Origin of the sequence: Methanobrevibacter thaueri (genome assembly GCF_003111625.1) — an archaeon.
Taxonomy (GTDB): Archaea; Methanobacteriota; Methanobacteria; order Methanobacteriales; family Methanobacteriaceae; genus Methanocatella; species Methanocatella thaueri.
This window is the reverse complement of the sequence record NZ_MZGS01000027.1, coordinates 89,583-105,920: the sequence shown is the minus strand read 5'-3', so window position 1 is coordinate 105,920 and position 16,338 is coordinate 89,583. Positions and strand designations below refer to the sequence as shown.

Sequence of the window (16,338 nt, the reverse complement as noted above, 5' to 3'; positions counted from 1 at the left end):
GAATTGTTAGGAAGGCTTTTTTATGAATTATTTAGTTGTTGGTGCAGGAAATGCTAGTAGGCCTGTTGCAAGATTGCTTAATTATTTGGGCCATAGCGTTGTAATAACTGATTTAAAAGATATTTCAGAGTTCAAGATAGAGTTTCAAAGAAGTTTAATTGAAATGGAAAAGGAAGGCGTTAAGTTAGACATGGCCAATAAGGACCCTTCAGTTGAAGGGTTTGAAGCCGTTTACATGCCTCCTACTCTACCTGAAACCGCTCCAATCGCTCAAAAAATCAAGGATTCAGATTTAAAAGTCCTGACTAACGAGGAATTCTCCAAGATGGTTAACGATTTGATTCCTGTTGACATCATAGGCATCACAGGAACCATGGGAAAGACCACAACCACATTTATCACAACAAGCCTGTTCAAGCAGGCCGGATATAACGTATGGTCCTGCTCATCCCTGGTGAATAATTTGGTTTCAGAAGCAATCATTGATGGGATAGTTAAAGGAAAGGCACAGGATTGTGACATAGCTATTTTTGAACTTCCTCATGGAACAATCGGTCTTTTAAACAGACTGAACATTAAGATGGGCCTTTTAACAAATGTTGCTGAGGACCACCTGTCCGAATTCGGCGGTTCACTTGAATTGTACCAGCAACGCAAGCTTGTCCTTGAGGCCATGAGCGAGACATTCATCGCAAACAATTCATGTCGTGACATCATCGCTCCCAAAAGGGGTGATGCCCTGTATTACGCATTGGATGAGGATGTCGATTTCAAGGGCACTGTCGGCGACAAGTCATTGACCATTGAATATGAAGACGATTCCTTCACCACCCCGTTCCACATGATGAGCTACTTTTTCGAAAATTCAGTGGCGGCAAGTGCTGTGGCATTGACTTACGGGGTTAAAAAGGAAGATATTATTGACGCATTAACAGAGTTTAAGGGCTTGCCTGCACACATGGAGGATGTGGGCAACTATAATGGAAGAAAGGTAATCTTAGACTCAGCATTCTTATATGATGGAATGAAAATCACCCTTGACTACTTCAAGGACGAAAGTGTGGTTTTATTCCTTGACCATTTCGACACACTGTCCGTCAGAGACAAGGCGGAGGTTGGTGAACTGGTCAGCAACTATGACATCAAGACAGTAATTGCAAGCGGATTCAATGAGGTGACACAGGAAGTGGAGATGGAAGCGGCTCAGGAAATACTTGACGCCATAACAAATCCGAAAATCGAGAAGGTCGCTGTCGAAAACATTGAAATCGCCGCTGAAGAGACCTTCAAGTACTCCAAGCCTGGAGACATAATACTGCACATGGGTCCTCTTATAGCATACGACAGGCTAACCACAGTCGACAAGATCATGAAAGGGCTTGAAAAGGGGAGCAAAAAATATGAATAAAAATGACACCTTTGGGGTTATTGGAGTTTGCGGAGCAAACGGAAATTTAATAGCAAGGATACTGAAGCAAAGAGGATACAACGTAATAGGAACCGATTTGTCATTTAAAAAAGATTGCCGTTTCGCAAAATCCCTGGAAGGATATGACATAGACGTGTTCTATGGAAAGACTCCTGAAGCGTTCTTTAAAAAATCAGATTACATTATCCCACCGGCAAGCCTGCCAAAGGATTCTGACGTATTGAAAAACTGTGACAAGCCGATTTTAGAATTATATGATATTATTGAAATGATCAAGCCGGAAAAGCCGGTATTTGGAATTACAGGCACAAACGGCAAGACAACCTCAACAACATTGCTTAAAAAGATAGCCTACGACAATGGAATAAAGCCATGCGAACATGACCTTGAAGGCATGCAGGGCAATGCGGAGTTCATCCCAATCCTTCAATCCAGATTGGACGGTGATGTTGGAATATTGGAAGTCGGAACATTCGGCGTTCCCGGAACAGTCGGAAGGGTTGTCAAGAACACTTCCATGACCGGAGGGGTAATCACAAACATCACACCCGACCACCTGAACGACCTTGGAAGCTTCATGGATTATGCTAATGTTAAAGCCGAATTCATTAAGGAACTGGACGGCAAGACACTGATTGTAAACGGTCAGGACCCTACAATCATGGGATTGCTGCGTGAACTGGACTATAAGGGCGAGGTCATAACCTTCGGTGTCGATGAGTTGCCAGATTCAGTCGGAATGAAGGAATGTGTCTGCGGAAGGGAAATCGCCGTTAAGGAAATAATTTCAGGCTGCGGCTACTACTTCTGCCAATGTGGAATAACCACTCCGCAGGTGGACTATATTGCAACAAATGTGGATTTGAAAAACAGAACATTCGACTTGCACACTCCCGATGAGAAACTTACCGTGAAGATGGGCGTGGACGGTCTTCATAATGTTTACAATCTGATAGGTGTCATAATAGCGGCACACAAGTTTCTGGATTTGCCTTATGACAAGATTTTGCCTTCAGTTGCAAGCTTCACCGGCGTGAGCGGAAGAATGGAAGAGGTTGCAAAAGTGAAGGGCAAGGACATCTTTGTCGATTATGCCCATAATCCTGCAGGCGTTGAAACCGTATTGAAGGAATTCAAGAAGCTATTCGGAGACTTTACCACTGTCATTACTGTATCGTCCGAATCAGGCTATCCTGGAGATTTAGGCATATTCAACAGCGTCTTGAAGTTCTCAAAATTCATCGTCCCGGCATCAGTGGCGTCCCACAAGATTGCCATCGAGAAGCTGGAGGACAATCCTAAGCTGAACGACAGGATTTTCCTGAACCATATCAGCGACTTCAAGAAAACCGGAACATTGGGCGCTTCACAAGAGGAAGTTCGTGATGGTCTGATAAAGGCATTAAACTTGGATTGTGAAATGGTGATAGCCATTGGCGAAGCGGCCACCAAATTCAAATCAGTGATTTTTGAATTATAATCCATTTTCTATTTTTATTACTTTTCAAATGCTCTCTCTCAACATATTAATAAGACTTAAGTTTAATATTAAAATATAAAGTTTAAGGGTTTAGAATATGGCAAGCTACATTAATCATCCACTGTTGAAAAAGGATGCAATCGAATCAAGATTATATCAGCAGATTCTTGCGGGGGACGTCTTGAAGAAGGGAAACACCATGGTTGTTGCACCGACCGCTTTAGGTAAGACAATCGTGGCCATCCTTGTGGCTGCCGACAGATTGAATAAGGTAAAAAACTCAAAGGTGCTGGTTTTGGCTCCATCAAAGCCATTGGCAATACAGCATGAGGAAAGCTTTAAGGAATTCATAACCCTTCCCTGCACATCAATAACAGGTGCCGTCAAGACCGATGAGAGAATCAAGAGATGGGAAGAGTCAAGGATAATATCCGCCACTCCACAAACCGTGGAATCAGACTTGCTGAACGGCAGATATGATTTGAGCAACGTTTCCCTAATCGTTTTCGACGAATGCCATCACGGTGTCGGGTCCTATTCATATGTCTATCTGGCATCAAGATATGTTCAGGAATCCAATTTTAACTTAATTTTAGGTTTGACAGCTTCACCAGGTTCCGATAAGTATAAAATCAAGGAAGTGTGCGAAAACCTTTACATCCAAAACATTGTCGTCAAGACAGAGGACGATGTTGACGTGAAGCCATACTTCAACCCTGTTGAAATCGAATGGGTTAAGGTGAAGATGGGCACTGAACTTGCCAAAATCAAGGAATATATTGACAAATCACTGAAGGTAAGGCTCAAGGCCCTAAAGAATATGGGCGTCATCAAGACCGTTTCCGTAAATAAGGTTGATATACTGAAGGCAAGAGGCCGCATTCAAGGAGAGATTGCAAGGTCAACCAATCCGGATAAGGAGCTCTTCCATGCAATTTCCATCTTAACTGCAGTCATCAACATTCAGCATGCCCAGGAGCTGATTGAGACCCAGGGTGTCAATACATTCAACAGGTATGTCGGAAGGCTGCGCAAGAAACAGACCAAGGCCGCCAAGTCACTGATGCTTGATGATAATTTTGGACGAGCGGTCAAGCTGGCCAGAAAGGCCGAAAAGAGTGGTCTGGAACATCCTAAGCTACATGAGATTACTAAAATACTCAAACAGGAATTGGGTGATAATGGCCAAAGCAAGCTGACCACAGAACGTTTTGAAGATAAAAGCGACGAATCAGCATCCAAGATAATAGTCTTCACCCAATATAGGGACACCCTTGACATGATTCATCAAAAGCTCGAGAAGGAAGGAATAAAATCAGCGCAATTCTTTGGTCAGGCCGCTAAAGACGGTAAAAAAGGACTGACCCAAAAGCAACAGAAAGCCATTATCAAGTCATTTAGAATGGGCGAGTATGACGTGCTGTTATCCACAAGCGTTGCTGAAGAGGGCATAGACATCCCTGCCGTTGATTTGGTCGTGTTATATGAGCCTGTTCCTTCAGAAGTGAGAATGATTCAAAGGCGTGGCAGAACTGGTCGTAAAAGGACAGGTCGCGTAAAGGTTTTAATCACTGAAGGAACCCGAGACGAGGCTTATTACTGGTCAAGCATTAGAAAAGAGGACCGCATGAAAAACCAATTGATTGACCCTGTCGTTTTGGAGGAGTTGAATGCCTCAGCCATTGAAAGGATGGAAAATGAAAAGAGGGTCAAGGTTGTTGACAGGCCTAAAAAGGAAAATGACTTTCCGGTAGTCTATGCGGATTCACGTGAGGGAAACTCCAAGGTAATCAGGCATTTGACAGAAATGGAGATCGATGTACAGGTTCGCTCAATGGCCGTTGCCGATTATCAGGTAAGTGACGAGGTGGCTATTGAGAGGAAAACAGCCAAGGACTTCGTGGACTCAATCGTTGACAAGAGACTGTTCAAGCAGGCCAAGGAATTGTCCGAGGAGTTCAAGCATCCTATAATGATTCTTGAGGGGGATGATTTATACACCGGGATGATTAATCCGAATGCAATCAGGGGATCAATGGCTTCCATTGCAATAGACTTTGGCATAAGCATCATTCCAACCAGGAATTCACAGGACACCGCCGCAATGATTAAGAGAATTGCCGTTCGTGAGCAAAACGGTGAAAGGACTCCTATTCAAATCAGAACAGATAAGAAACCTGTCAGTCTAATGGAGCAGCAACTGTTCATTGTCGAGTCCCTGCCTAATATAGGTCCTGTTAATGCAAAGAATCTGCTCTTGCATTTCGGTACCGTAAGCAATATTCTCAATGCCAGTGAAAATGACTTGCAGGAAGTTGAGGGAATAGGTAAAAAAACAGCTAAGGATATCAGGAACGTCTTAGATTCAAAATACCTTTATTTTAAAAAAGAGATTAAGGAAAAGAAACTTCTCTAGAAGTTTTCCTTCATGTACTCATTACTTTTTTTGATGGAATCGTAATCATTTACTTCGAGTATGTAGATGCCATCATATTTTTTGCTTTCTAGATTGTTGACTACACGTTTTAAATCAATAGAGCCTTCACCTAATGGTAGGTGTGCGTCATCATCACCAAAATTATCATGCATATGTACGTGTTTAATGCAATCAAAAATCATGTCGTCTGCGGAATATCCCACATGGTTGGCATGGCCGACATCCAATGTCATGTATAGGTTGTTGTCGGTGAGGAATTCATTCAGCTCATCCATGTTTTCATAAATCATGCTTTCAAATGCGGGCATGTTCTCAAATGTGGTCAAGACACCCAAATCATCACCGTAAGCTCCAAGTTCAATCATGGATGCATTGGCAATTTCAAAAACCTCTTTCCTGAAATACTTGTTTGCCAAAAATGAAATCAGTCCCGGATGAATCACTACAGCCTCGGCATCTATTTTGTTTGCGAGGTCAATAGATGATTTCACCTGCTCGATTGAATTCAGACGGCTTTGATCTTGAGGGCTTGCGATATTTACGTCCATGAATGGTGCATGGATTGTGTATTTTAGGCTGTAACTTTCTAAAGTTTCCGGATTGATATGTTCTGTGGGAAATTGATGAACTATTTCGGCGTAATCAATGCCAAGACCTTCAATGAACTCAAGTGCATTTTCCAAACTGTCATCAATTCCGGCTAATGTTGAAGCTCCGATTTTCATGTTATCACATCTTTTGAACAGCAGTAATCTCCAATCCCATCTCAAGTGCTTCAATGATGAAATCGGATAACTCTATTCCTCTTTTAATCTTGATTTCTCCCTTTTTGGAGGTGGTTGCGGTTAACAGGTAATCGCCATTGATTAAAACATCAAAGTTCTTCCTTCCGTTGTCACGTCCAAGCTGAAGGATCAGCTGCTTGCGGGTGTGAAGTATGTCCACTTCAAATGGGGTCTTGCTTATAGGTTTATCCTCGATTACCTCAACCCCCAGGCTTATTCCAATGCTTTCCTCAATTTCAGCAATTCTCTTGCCGTTCTTGCCGATTATTTTTGGAACGAACTCTTCAGGAATGTATATATTTGCCCTTTCAGGGGAGATTACCTCCACATCGACTTTCGCCTTTTTAGGCAGAATCTTTTTGATTTTCCTTAAAATTTCCTTTTCGGCGATTATTTCCACGGAAGACTTGTGCCTGCCTTCGGATGAGCTTCCGTTTACCAGATTGATGTCCATAACAATGGTCTGCTCACCGTAGGTGTAGATTTCGTTTTTGAGTTCCCCGGTTTCAAAGTCAAGAACCTCAATGACAGGCCTTGCAAGGTCAGCCTCCTTCATTCCGGTCGGAACCTTCACGGTCATCTTGGTTTCATAGACGCTTGTGACCTTACCGTTTTCAATGTAGATGCTTGTATCGACGATTGATGGAATCACTCCAAGCTCCACCCTTGAGGCGATACGCTGGATAGCATCAATTGGGCGTGTCGCATGCACAACACCAATCATTCCGACACCTGCGAGCCTCATGTCTGCAAATATGTTGAAGTCGGTGTTTTTTCGCAATTCGTCATAGATTGTGTAATCCGGCCTTACAAGCAAAAGCACGTCAGCGGTATTTTCCATGCTGCCTTCCAATGGGGCGTATTGTGTAATCTCGTCAGGCAGCTGAAGGTCCCTTGGGGACTCCATTGTCTTGACGACCTTGTTTAGTTTGGTTGAGTAATATTTACCGATTGCCTGCACGAATGTGGATTTTCCCGCTCCGGGAGATCCTGAAATCAGTATTCCCTCAGCGTTTGTCCTGATTCGCTCAAGCAATTTCTTGGATAAGTGGTATTCGTCCAAATCAATGTTTGCCACAGGCCTCACTGCGGTGATTTCCAAGGCTTCGGAAAACGGTGGGTAAGCTATTGAAATACGGTATTCCCTTGACTGAACAACATAGGAACCTTCCTTGTCGGATTCCAGATATGTCTTAGGGTCGCTTTTTGCCTTGTCAAGTATTTCGTCAACTATCTCCTTGAGCTCCCCGTAACTTTGAGTCTTTTCGTTCAGCACATCAAATTGGATATGTCCAGGAATTCCTTTCTTGGCCATCGGAACGACATTTTCCTTCAGATGGATGGACATGGTGTTATCATCGAAGTATTTCTCGATTGACAACGGTTTCAGTTCAAATTCCTGTTTGTAATAGTAAACCGGTATTCCCTGCGCCTTTGCGGTTTCTGCCTGAACCTTGTCATTTGTCAGCAGGGTTCCCATTTCGCTTCTTGCCACGTCACGGATAATGCTGTCTATCTCTCCGCTTTTGGCATACTTGATGTCATAATTTGTTGGGCGATTTCCTTTAAAGCTAATTGCCAATTCGCCCTCATCCTGCATTTCCTGTAACTTTTGAAGTTCCTTAAGACCCTTATGGCCTTCTGAACGGTTGGCATTGGCCTGGTGTTCAAGTTCACAAACGACTGCTTCAGGCACAACGATTTCAGGGTAATCCAAGTCGCTTTCCTCTATGATTTTGCTCACTGCACCTATGATAACAGCGCTTGTGTCTGGTATAATACATTTCATTTTAATACACGTCATCTGGGTTAACAATTCTCTCTAAGATGATTTCCAAGTCATCATCGCTTAAATCATCAATATTAATCTTGTTTTCTGTTTTCAGTTTCCTGAAGAAGCATGATTGGTATCCTTCGTGGCATGCAGCTCCGGTTTGTGTGATCTTTAGGATAATGGCGTCCATGTCACAATCAACAAGGATTTCATGAACCTTCTGGAAGTGGCCTGAGGATTCTCCCTTTAGCCATAGCTTGTTTCTGGAAGTGCTCCAATAATGCGCTTTGCCGGTTTCTATTGTCTTTATTAATGCTTCCTTATTCATGTTGGCAAGCATCAATATTTCATTTGTCTCCTTATCCTGTGCAATGGCGGTAATCACTGGAATTCCATTGATTTCATGTCTAAAATTAATATTCATCTTTATTCCTCTTTTAGGTAGGTAACGATATTCTCGATGTCAACCAGTTCCTGGTCTCCGCTGACCATGTCCTTCACGGTCACTTTTCCTTCCTCAAGGTCCTTTGCGCCTACAATGATTATTTTAGGGACTTTTATATTGTTCGCATAGTTCATAAGCTTCTTGAACTTCTTAGCGTTCAGGTCAACATCTGTCTTTATTCCATTCTGTCTTAATGTCTGTGTGATTTCAAATGCGTCTGTTCTGACGTCCTTTGAGATTGGAGCCACATAAACGTCAAGGTGTGAAGGCAATTCCTCGGTTTCGGTCAGCTCCTCGATTGCGTTCATCAGCCTGTCAAATCCAAGGGCAAAACCGGTTGATTCAACTTCCTGTCCTCCGAACACTTTTACAAGACTGTATGATCCTCCGCCACAGATTTGCTTTTGGGCGCCAAGTTCAGGAACATAAATCTCAAACACAATTCCGGTATAATAGTCAAGGCCTCTTGCAACCCCGAGGTTTAGTGTGTAGTTTTCAACCTGGAAGGCTTCCAAAAGACTAATGAGCTCTTTCAATTCTTCCAGAGCCTCTTTCGGTTCATCATAAGGAGCAATCAATTCTTCAACTTCACTTATTATGGATTTGTCTCCAACAAGGTCGATGAGCTTCAATAAAATCTGATTCAATTCGTCATTGTCGATGACAGGCTCGTCTCCGCTTAGGGATTCGATTAGAAGGTCCTTGTCGCCCTTGTCGATGACCACCATGATTTCCCTTTGGGTTTCGGTGGAGATGTCGAAGTGCCTGAAGAGTCCCCTGATGATTCCCAAGTGGTTGATGTTAACATCGGCGGTGGTGATTCCTAAGGATTGTATTGCGTCTGAACACAATGCTATAACTTCAGCTTCACCTTGAGGGGTTTTGGCACCGATAAGTTCACATCCGAATTGCCAAAACTGTCTGAACCTTCCCTTTTGCGGCCTTTCATATCTGAAACAGCTTCCGTAATAATATAGCTTTATTGGCTTGACTGCTGTTTTTTCAAGCTCATTCAAATATAATCTTGCAACAGGAGCTGTTATTTCAGGCCTTAGAGTCAATTCCCTGTCGGATTTGTCTTTGAAATTATACAGTTGGTCTACAATTTCTTCTCCGGATTTTGTTGTAAATAAACTTAATTCCTCAAATAAGGGTGTTTTGATTTCTTGATAACCGTAACTTTCAAATACTTTTCTCAAGGTACCTTCCGCTTGTTTTCTTTGTCTCATCTCTTCAAATAAAAAATCTCTTGTACCTCTTGGTCTTGTAAATTCCATTTTTGTTCTCCTTATCTTGTGATATATTATAATTAAAATTTGTGTATACAAATTTATATAATGTTTGGTAATCAATTAAATAATATATGAATATTAAAGGTAGTACAAATATTGTAGGTCTGATAGGCCATCCTGTCGAACACAGTTTCTCACCGCCAATGCACAATGCGGCATTTGAGGCTTTGGGAATGGATTACGCTTATGTCGCCTTCGACGTCGACCCTTCAGATTTGAAATCAGCCATTGACGGTGCCAAATCACTGGACATCAAGGGATTCAATGTCACAATCCCACATAAGATTCAGGTGATGGATTATCTGGACGAGATTGATGAGGTCGCTGGTCTGATAGGGGCTGTCAACACAATCGATTTCAAGGAGATGAAAGGGTACAATACCGACGGCATTGGAGCTATCAAGGCGATTGAGGAAGTGACTTCAGTAAAAGATAAGAATGTTGTCATAGCGGGTGCTGGCGGAGCCTCAAGAGCAATATCATTTTATATTGCAAAATATGGTGCCGGATCCTTGACAATATTAAATAGAAACGTTCGGAAGGCCCAAAATCTGGCGGAGGACGTTTTGAATTCTGGTCTGATTGACAGTGTCAAGTCAGGTTCAATTTCCACCATTAACGATTGTCTGATTGATGCGGATATCCTGATAGACACCACTCCTGTGGGAATGCATCCTCACATTAATGACGAGCCGATTGCCCTTGCCGAGGATATGCATGAGGATCTTGTGGTTTTCGATGCGGTATACAATCCGAACGAGACAGTTCTTCTGAAAGAAGCCATTGAGGCCGGCGCAAAACCTATATACGGCATTAAGATGTTGCTCTATCAGGGGGCGGAAAGCTTTGAGATATGGACAGGCAAAAAAGCCCCAATAGACGTAATGGAAGAAGCCTTAAGAAAAACACTCAATTTAGAATGATAATATGGATTTAATGTTTAACATTTCTGGACTGGCGGAAACTGAAAAGGAGTTCACAACATCCAAAAGGGATGTGCTGAAGTATCTGAAACTAATAGGTGTGGATAGCAGATTCATTTCATACACTCCTGAAAAAATCTATATTAACAATTTGAGATTCTCAAAGTTCTCAAGAAAACGTGAAGCTACCTTTAACAAGCAATTTCCTGAAATAAAGGTTGTAAGAAACAAGCTGTTTCAGAAGATATGCGCAAAGTCATCAAAGCATATGGCACTTGAGATAAAGCCTAATTCAAGAATACTGATGCCTGAGGACAATTTCATGATTGAAATATTGATGGAGCCCTACACCAGAAAATATGGTGTGGAATTGGTTCATGATGGCGAGTACGACCTGAAGGTTAACCCAATCATCCTTGACGATGAGGTCAACAATATTTTTGAGTCAATATTTGAGGGTGATGGCCTGAACTTTAGGCGTGATGACAATGAGATTTATCCGTTGGCAAATGTTTCACTGGAATGGATAAACTCATTTTTGGAAATGGATGGTCAAAAAGGATTGGATTGTGAAAACAAAAACGAATTGGCCAATTCCTTTAGCGAATTCCTGGAGGATGTCGCACCGCAATATAAGGAAAATGTAGTGAAGGCATCCGAATACATTGAAAAAAAGTTAGAAGCTGAAAAGTGAAACTTGCTTGTCTGTTTTCTTTTTCTCTTTCTTTTCAGTTTTTTCTTCTTCAATTACTTCTTCTTCAACCGGTTCCTCTTCAACGCTTTCCTCTTTAACTTCACCGATTCCTGGAATTTCAAATGGCAATTCGTCGCCAGTTGAAGGTTCATCAACTTCCGGAATGACATTCATCATTTGATTCTTAAGCTCTTCAGCGCGTCTGTCACGTTCTTCGACTCTCATTTGAGCTCTTTGCTTTTCCATTTTGTCGACTACTTTTTTAGGAATCTTCTTTTTCCTGAAGCGTTTTATTTCCGTTTCATCAAGGTCTAGGAAGTAACTTATCTCCCATGCCAACTCATCATTCTTAAACATTATCTCAAGGTAAGGGAACATTGAGATTGCTATGCTGTGGGATATGTGCATTTTCTCTGACATCTTCTCGGCTATTCCGTCCCTGAGGTTTCTTTTTCCACGGTTGCGGCCCATTGTGGTGAATATTGTTGGGGTCTGGATTTTTGTGAATTTCTTGTAGGTCTCATGCTTGGAGATGCTTACTCCAATTCCCATGAAATCGCTTGCGTATTTCCAGTAACCGTAATTTCTGCTTCTGTTGGTCCTTCCAAAGAATATGTCCGCTTTTGAGATGTAATCGTAAGCCTTTTGGATTTCGTCCTTTTTCTTGTATTCCCTTGGTATGTTCTCGGCGATGTATTCCATTACAAGGGTAGGATCCTCTTCAATCCACATAGCCTCCTTTACGTGTGCTGGGGTTTTGCTTTTCAAGACTCCTGTGATTGCATTGAAGATGTCTGAACGGGTGTCCTTGGTAACCATGCCCTCAACGTCATCCACGTCCAGCACATGGTCCTTGTCGGCAAGTGCCTGCAGTGTGTTGATGGCTGATCTGACGTCCCCTTGGGATTTCACGGCAATTTCCTTCAATGCGGCAGGTTCCACTTCAACCCCTTCGGCTTGGGCAATTTTCCTTAAAAGCGCTGAGATGGAGTTCCATCTTGACTTTTTCATTTTGATTACAGTACATTTAGGTTTTATTGACTGCAGCCTTTTTGAATAGAAATCGTTGGCTATTAGAATCATCGGGTGCTGTGAGTTCTTTATTATCTCACCGATTGCTTTCACCCCTCCACGGTCATTGGTTCCATGGATTCCGTCAACCTCATCCAGAATAATCAGTTTGTATTCGTCGCCGAACAGTGACCTTGAGGATGAGGATTCGCCGATTGTGCTCTTGATTACGTCCTGTGAACGCTTGTCACTGGCGTTCAGCTCAATGGATTCTGAGAATTCCTTGGCTATGATCAGTGCCAGTGTGGTCTTTCCAATTCCCGGTGGACCTACCAAAAGCAATGGGATTTGGGGATTGCCCTGTTTCCATTGGTCTACCCAATCTGTGATTATCTTAATCTCTTTTTTGTTACCAACCACTTGGGATAGTTCCTGCGGTCGGTATTTGTCCGTCCATAACATTTTATACCTTATAAGAATTGGGTTAGGAGAGCTTCAAGCTGTATTCTTGGGTTTGCTCCTTCTCTTATTCTGAAATCGCATTCAGCTATTGCTTCAATTAAATCCATGTAAATGTTCGCATCCATTTTGCCGTCAAGAACCCTTTTAGAAACGTCCTGATAAATTTGGGTAACCATATCTTCGCCGCTGGTTCCCTGAAGCACCATGGTGTCCCTTAAGATGTTACGTGCGCCCATAAAGTCACCAATCAATGCCTTGTTGATCATGTTTCCGATGTCCTGCGGTTTTGCCTTGGACACTACCTCGTAAACTGCATCCTCGGTGATTGCCTCACCTTCTGAAGCTGCGGCCTGCAATACGTTGACCGCCTTTCTCATGTCCCCTTCAGCGAAGTACACGATTGTTTCAAGGCCTTTGTCGTCCGCTTCAAATCCTTCGTTTTCACAGATGAATTGTAAGCGTTCCTTTATTTCCTCCGCCTTTATTGGAGCGAATCTGAATATTGCACATCTTGATTGGATTGGGTCAATGATTTTTGATGAATAGTTACATGAAAGAATAAATGAGGCGGTTTTAGTGTACATTTCCATTTCACGTCTGAGTGCGTGCTGTGCATCCTTGGTCATGTTGTCGACTTCGTCCAGAAATATTATCCTGAATGGGGCGCCGACAGGTTTCAATCTGCAGAAGCTTTTAATGCGGTCTCTTACAGTATCGATTCCTCTTGCATCGGATGCATTCAATTCCAAAAAGTTTTGTCTCCAGTATTCTCCTAAGATGGATTTTACCAGTGCTAAGGCTGTGGTTGTTTTACCGACACCTGCAGGGCCTGTAAACATTAGATTCGGCATGCTTTCTTCGCCTACATATTTTTCTAATCTTGATACGATTTGCTTTTGTCCTACGATGTCTTCTAGTTTCTGTGGTCTGTATTTTTCTACCCATGGTCCGCTCATTTAATCACCATTTTTTTATAGTAACATTTATGTTTTAGGTTGTTAAACTATTTTTTGATATAACTTTTTTAATATATGAAATCAAACTAATATATAATTAAAGTGAGCATTTAAAAAGTAATATTTTCATAGGTGTTAAAAATGAGAGGTACATGGAAACTTAAATTAAGGATGATGTTAACTTCCATTATAATGTTTTCCCTTGTCTATTTCCTTATCATGATTGTAGGATGGTATCTGGGAATAAGCCATTGGCAGTTATACATGGTAATGAGTTTAGTAATTACATTTTTACAGTATTGGTTCGGACCAAGTCTGGTCAAACGTTCAATGAATGTTAGGCCGTTGTCAGAGGCTGAAGCCCCTCACATCCATCAGATGGTTCAGGAACTGGCAGATGAGGCAGGCGTTCCAAAGCCTGAGATAGGCCTTTCCGAAATCAACATTCCAAACGCTTTTGCATATGGAAGATCCAGCAGAAGCGGACATATCGCAATCACCCGTCCGATTTTAGGCTTGCTTGACAGGGATGAGCTAAGGGCAGTAATCGGACATGAGATGGGACACATCAAGCATAATGACATGCTTGTGACTGCTGCCGTAAGTGTAATTCCTATGATTTGCTATTACATCGCACTGTCATTCATGTTTTCCGGAGACAGCAGGAACGGTGGAGGAATCATCATCGGCATCTTGGGTTATGTGTTCTACCTGATTGGCCAATTGCTTGTGCTGTTCATTTCAAGAACTCGCGAATACTATGCAGATGAGGCAAGCGTCGAATTTGGAAACCGCCCTGCCGCTTTGGTATCAGCATTATATAAATTATCCTATGGCGCCGCAAGATGCAATGAGGAAACAATCAACGATTTGAATTCCAACCGTGCATTCTTCGTCAATGACATTAACAACGCAAAGCATGACATCACCGATTTCAGGCAGATAGATTTCGACGGTGACGGAAGAATATCAGATGAGGAGCTAAGAAGACTTGTCAGTGCAGATGTCAAAATCTCCTCAAAAAGCGGAATCATGGAATTGCTGTCCACTCACCCGGATTCATTGAAAAGGGTTAAAAGGTTAGCGGAGCTACAACAATGAAGATGATTTTAGATGAGCGTGGCAAGAAGTATGTCTTAAAGCCAGGTGAGGATTTTCAAAGCGATTTGGGAATCGTCAAGGCCGATGTTTTGGACAATGCCGAGGTCGGTGACAAGGTCAAGAGTCACCTTGACCACACATTCAAAATCATGAAACCGAACATCAATGATTTCATCGACATAATGGATAGGAGATGTTCAATACTGATTCAAAAGGACATCGGACAGGTTTTGGCCCATTCAGGTCTGGGTGCGGGCTGCCGTGTGGTCGATGCCGGAACAGGAGCAGGCGCCATTGCGCTTAACTTCGGAAATGTTGTCGGTCCCGAAGGGGACGTGTACACCTATGAGATTCGTGAGGACTTTGCGGAAGTGGCCCAAAGGAACATTGACAGGTTCGGAATCACAAACATCCATGTCAAAAACAAGAACATCAAGGATGGAATAGATGAGGATAATCTCGATTTGGTCTTTCTGGATTTGCCTAAGCCGTTTGAGATATTTGAGGAGGTCATGGAGTCCTTGAACGTTGGCGGATGGCTTTGCGTCTATGCACCATACATAGACCAGGCAGAAACATCCTACCGCGTTGCCAAAAAGCTTGGATTTTATGACATTGAGATATTTGAGACATTGGAACGTGGCCTGGAGGTCAGGACCCAAGGCGTAAGGCCCAAGACAAGAATGGTTGGCCATAGCGGATATCTGATGTTTGCAAGAAAATTATGATATAGAAAGTTTCATTAATTAAAATCATAAAAAAATATAATCGGAGAGTCGGATGCCACATAAAATTATCAAAAATACATATGATTATTGTACAGAAAACAAATTATTTTTAATTTTTATAATGGTATTTTTATTTTCATGTCATTATATTATCGATTTTTTCGATTCAATTCTAATAGGTCCGACTATATTTTCCATAATAATGATGGGTTATGGATTGCAGGTTACTAGGGACGTAATATATGGAGGTAGCAGATTACCTAAAATAATGCCTAAAAAACTCATTACTTTAGGTTTAAAAGGATTTTTCGTTTTTACCGTTTACACTGCAATTCAGGGTCTTCTTATGTGGTATTGTTCAACTTTCCTAAACTTTCCAGAATTTGAACTTGAAAGTCTGGTTTTTAACTATTATCAAACTTTACATTTGATCAGGGTTCATGATCCGGTCAGTTTCACAATATTTATCGTTTCCGGACTCATAATTCTCTATATTACCACATTCTTCATGGAATTGTCCCTTGCCAGGCTTGCCGATGGCGGAAGGTTTTTCAATTCATTCAATTTTGTCCGCATCAAACGTGCAATTGACATAATCGGTTGGAGAAGCTATGCAATGGGTTATACAAAAATTATAATTTCTATTCTCGTTTTGTCATGGTTAGTGGCTTATCATATTCCATTCACCATCATTGACAGCATTATTGATGCGGTTTTAAGCTTTTTTATATTTGTCATCGAATACATTGGGATAGGCTCAGTATATAAAGTGTATGTCGACAACAAGCCGGGTAATGTAAAAAAAATAGAAGTGGAATAAA

Annotated in this window: 14 protein-coding genes; 8 read left to right on the top strand and 6 right to left on the bottom strand. The window is 41.9% G+C overall.

What is annotated here, in order from left to right:
- Nucleotides 1–22 precede the first annotated feature (22 nt).
- The 3 genes from MBBTH_RS08835 to MBBTH_RS08825 all read left to right on the top strand — a co-directional run bounded on the left by MBBTH_RS08835 (nucleotide 23) and on the right by MBBTH_RS08825 (nucleotide 5,325).
- Nucleotides 23–1,408, top strand: a complete 1,386-nt coding sequence (locus tag MBBTH_RS08835; protein WP_116592681.1) for a Mur ligase family protein — start codon at nucleotides 23–25, stop codon at nucleotides 1,406–1,408.
- Nucleotides 1,401–2,909 carry a Mur ligase family protein gene (locus tag MBBTH_RS08830; RefSeq protein WP_116592680.1) on the top strand — a complete coding sequence of 503 codons (1,509 nt, stop codon included), beginning with the start codon at nucleotides 1,401–1,403 and terminating at the stop codon, nucleotides 2,907–2,909. The genes MBBTH_RS08835 and MBBTH_RS08830 overlap by 8 nt, the downstream gene beginning before the upstream one ends.
- A 97-nt stretch (nucleotides 2,910–3,006) precedes the next feature.
- Nucleotides 3,007–5,325, top strand: a complete 2,319-nt coding sequence (locus tag MBBTH_RS08825; RefSeq protein ID WP_116592679.1) for a DEAD/DEAH box helicase — start codon at nucleotides 3,007–3,009, stop codon at nucleotides 5,323–5,325.
- Here MBBTH_RS08825 and MBBTH_RS08820 read toward each other — a convergent pair.
- The 4 genes from MBBTH_RS08820 to hisS are packed head-to-tail and all read right to left on the bottom strand — an operon-like array spanning nucleotide 5,322 to nucleotide 9,627.
- A complete protein-coding gene (locus MBBTH_RS08820; protein WP_116592678.1) occupies nucleotides 5,322–6,071 on the bottom strand; it encodes a sugar phosphate isomerase/epimerase family protein in 750 nt (249 codons plus the stop codon). The two genes, MBBTH_RS08825 and MBBTH_RS08820, sit on opposite strands and share 4 nt — an antisense overlap.
- A 4-nt stretch (nucleotides 6,072–6,075) precedes the next feature.
- The gene (locus MBBTH_RS08815) at nucleotides 6,076–7,920 is read right to left on the bottom strand and encodes a PINc/VapC family ATPase (protein ID WP_116592677.1); all 1,845 of its coding nucleotides are present in this window, start codon (nucleotides 7,918–7,920) and stop codon (nucleotides 6,076–6,078) included.
- 1 nt (nucleotide 7,921) lies between these two features.
- Entirely contained in the window at nucleotides 7,922–8,329 is a 408-nt protein-coding gene (hisI, locus tag MBBTH_RS08810; protein ID WP_116592676.1) for a phosphoribosyl-AMP cyclohydrolase, read from the bottom strand.
- Between the two features lie 2 nt (nucleotides 8,330–8,331).
- Nucleotides 8,332–9,627 (bottom strand): histidine--tRNA ligase, encoded by a 1,296-nt coding sequence (gene hisS, locus MBBTH_RS08805; protein ID WP_116592675.1) that lies wholly within the window; start codon nucleotides 9,625–9,627, stop codon nucleotides 8,332–8,334.
- 86 nt (nucleotides 9,628–9,713) lie between these two features.
- Here hisS and MBBTH_RS08800 point away from each other — a divergent pair, with 86 nt between their 5' ends.
- Both MBBTH_RS08800 and MBBTH_RS08795 read left to right on the top strand, forming a co-directional pair.
- Nucleotides 9,714–10,565, top strand: coding sequence for a shikimate dehydrogenase (locus MBBTH_RS08800; protein ID WP_116592674.1), 852 nt, complete (start codon nucleotides 9,714–9,716; stop codon nucleotides 10,563–10,565).
- Nucleotides 10,566–10,569: 4 nt separating this feature from the next.
- Entirely contained in the window at nucleotides 10,570–11,259 is a 690-nt protein-coding gene (locus tag MBBTH_RS08795; protein WP_243409789.1) for an ATPase, read from the top strand.
- On the opposite strand, the gene MBBTH_RS08790 is transcribed toward MBBTH_RS08795, so the two are convergent.
- Both MBBTH_RS08790 and MBBTH_RS08785 read right to left on the bottom strand, forming a co-directional pair.
- On the bottom strand, nucleotides 11,242–12,732 hold the full coding sequence (locus tag MBBTH_RS08790; RefSeq protein WP_116592673.1) for a replication factor C large subunit: 1,491 nt from the start codon (nucleotides 12,730–12,732) through the stop codon (nucleotides 11,242–11,244). The two genes, MBBTH_RS08795 and MBBTH_RS08790, sit on opposite strands and share 18 nt — an antisense overlap.
- An 8-nt stretch (nucleotides 12,733–12,740) precedes the next feature.
- A complete protein-coding gene (locus MBBTH_RS08785) occupies nucleotides 12,741–13,688 on the bottom strand; it encodes a replication factor C small subunit (protein ID WP_116592672.1) in 948 nt (315 codons plus the stop codon).
- Between the two features lie 141 nt (nucleotides 13,689–13,829).
- On the opposite strand from MBBTH_RS08785, the gene MBBTH_RS08780 reads away from it, so the two are divergent.
- Genes MBBTH_RS08780 through MBBTH_RS08770 form a run of 3 tightly spaced genes read left to right on the top strand, consistent with a single transcriptional unit; the run spans nucleotide 13,830 to nucleotide 16,337 of the window.
- Nucleotides 13,830–14,789, top strand: coding sequence for a zinc metalloprotease HtpX (locus tag MBBTH_RS08780; RefSeq protein WP_116592671.1), 960 nt, complete (start codon nucleotides 13,830–13,832; stop codon nucleotides 14,787–14,789).
- Entirely contained in the window at nucleotides 14,786–15,517 is a 732-nt protein-coding gene (locus MBBTH_RS08775; RefSeq protein ID WP_116592670.1) for a tRNA (adenine-N1)-methyltransferase, read from the top strand. The genes MBBTH_RS08780 and MBBTH_RS08775 overlap by 4 nt, the downstream gene beginning before the upstream one ends.
- Nucleotides 15,518–15,569: 52 nt before the next feature.
- Nucleotides 15,570–16,337, top strand: a complete 768-nt coding sequence (locus MBBTH_RS08770; protein ID WP_116592669.1) for a DUF4013 domain-containing protein — start codon at nucleotides 15,570–15,572, stop codon at nucleotides 16,335–16,337.
- Nucleotide 16,338: the final 1 nt, after the last annotated feature.